Consider the following 1,662-nt stretch of genomic DNA (forward strand, 5'->3'; position numbering starts at 1 on the left):
TTATCTACAACCTCAAAAACATATTTTGAGCTGACTTCGTCAGTTCTATCTGCAACCTCAAAACAGTGTTTTGAGCTGACTTCGTCAGTTCTATCTGCAACCTCAAGACAGTGTTTTGAGCTAACTTCGTCAGTCTTATCTACAACCTCAAGACAGTGTTTTGAGCAGCCTGCAGCTAGCTTCCTAGTTTGCTCTTTGATTTTCATTGAGTATTAGTTCAATATCTGAAAAAAAGAACCTTGCAAAGCAAGATTCTTTTAGTGTCTGACTTAAATAATTGTTCTTCTGGGAACTAAATCGAATTAAGCTTCGATTTCTGTAACCATACCTGAACCAACAGTACGTCCACCCTCACGGATAGAGAATGTAGTACCTTGTTCTACGGCGATTGGGTGGATCAACTCAACGTCGATTGTCACGTTATCACCAGGCATTACCATTTCAGTACCTGCTGGAAGTTCGATTGAACCTGTAACGTCAGTAGTACGGAAGTAGAATTGTGGACGGTAGTTGTTGAAGAATGGAGTGTGACGTCCACCCTCTTCTTTAGTAAGGATGTAGACTTCACCTTTGAATTTAGTGTGTGGGTTGATTGAACCTGGTTTAGCGATAACTTGTCCACGTTCGATTTCATCACGTTGAACACCACGAAGAAGGACACCTACGTTATCTCCGGCAAGACCTTCGTCAAGTTGTTTACGGAACATTTCAACACCAGTAACAACTGCTTTTTGAGTTTCTTCTTTGATACCAACGATTTCGATTTCGTCGTTGACTTTAACGATACCACGGTCGATACGTCCTGAAGCAACTGTACCACGTCCAGTGATTGAGAATACGTCTTCGACTGGAAGAAGCAATGGTTTGTCAGTGTCACGTTCTGGTTCTGGGATGTACTCATCAACTGTGTTCATCAATTCCATAACGATGTCTTCGTATTTAGAGTCACCTTCAAGAGCTTTAAGAGCTGAACCTTGGATAACTGGAAGATCGTCACCTGGGAAGTCGTATTCTGACAATAGGTCACGGATTTCCATTTCAACCAATTCAAGCAATTCTTCGTCGTCTACCAAGTCAACTTTGTTCATGAAGACGATAAGGTGTTTAACACCAACCTGACGTGAAAGAAGGATGTGCTCACGAGTTTGTGGCATTGGTCCGTCAGTTGAAGCTACTACAAGGATAGCACCGTCCATTTGAGCGGCACCAGTGATCATGTTTTTAACGTAGTCCGCGTGTCCTGGAGCGTCGATGTGAGCGTAGTGACGTTTTTCAGTTTCGTACTCAACGTGCGCAGTGTTGATTGTGATACCGCGTTCGCGTTCTTCTGGAGCAGCATCGATAGACGCATAGTCTTTAGGTTGGTTAACTGATGAAGGCAAGCGACGTGCCAAAACAGTTGTGATAGCTGCAGTTAGGGTAGTTTTACCGTGGTCAACGTGTCCGATAGTACCAATGTTAACGTGTGGTTTACTACGATCGTATTTTTCTTTTGCCATTTGAGTAAAAGCCTCCAATAAAATATATTTTATAGATAGACAGTAGGCAATACAGTCTAACTTTCCTTACTATTTTATCAAATTTCAGCTAAATTGCAAGTGTTTTACAACGTTTTTGTGAATTATTCTTGGTAAAAATTTAACTGAAAGTTCTATAATGAAG

At 41.5% G+C, this 1,662-nt stretch carries 2 protein-coding genes; both read right to left on the minus strand.

All coding sequences use genetic code 11. From position 1 onward, the window contains the following. The coding region (locus HT678_RS11595) for a hypothetical protein (RefSeq protein ID WP_345890413.1) at window positions 1–206 on the minus strand (206 nt) is incomplete at its 3' end. Between the two features lie 96 nt (window positions 207–302). After that, window positions 303–1,499 carry an elongation factor Tu gene (gene tuf, locus HT678_RS09110; RefSeq protein WP_001040724.1) on the minus strand — a complete coding sequence of 399 codons (1,197 nt, stop codon included), beginning with the start codon at window positions 1,497–1,499 and terminating at the stop codon, window positions 303–305. Between the last annotated feature and the right edge of the window lie 163 nt (window positions 1,500–1,662).

Source organism: Streptococcus sp. 3167 (assembly GCF_013277175.1).
Lineage (GTDB): Bacteria > Bacillota > Bacilli > Lactobacillales > Streptococcaceae > Streptococcus > Streptococcus pseudopneumoniae.

Excerpts from the sequence above, each read along its gene's own strand:
- tuf (WP_001040724.1), bottom strand. The coding sequence starts at position 1,499 with ATGGCAAAAGAAAAATACGATCGTAGTAAACCACACGTTAACATTGGT.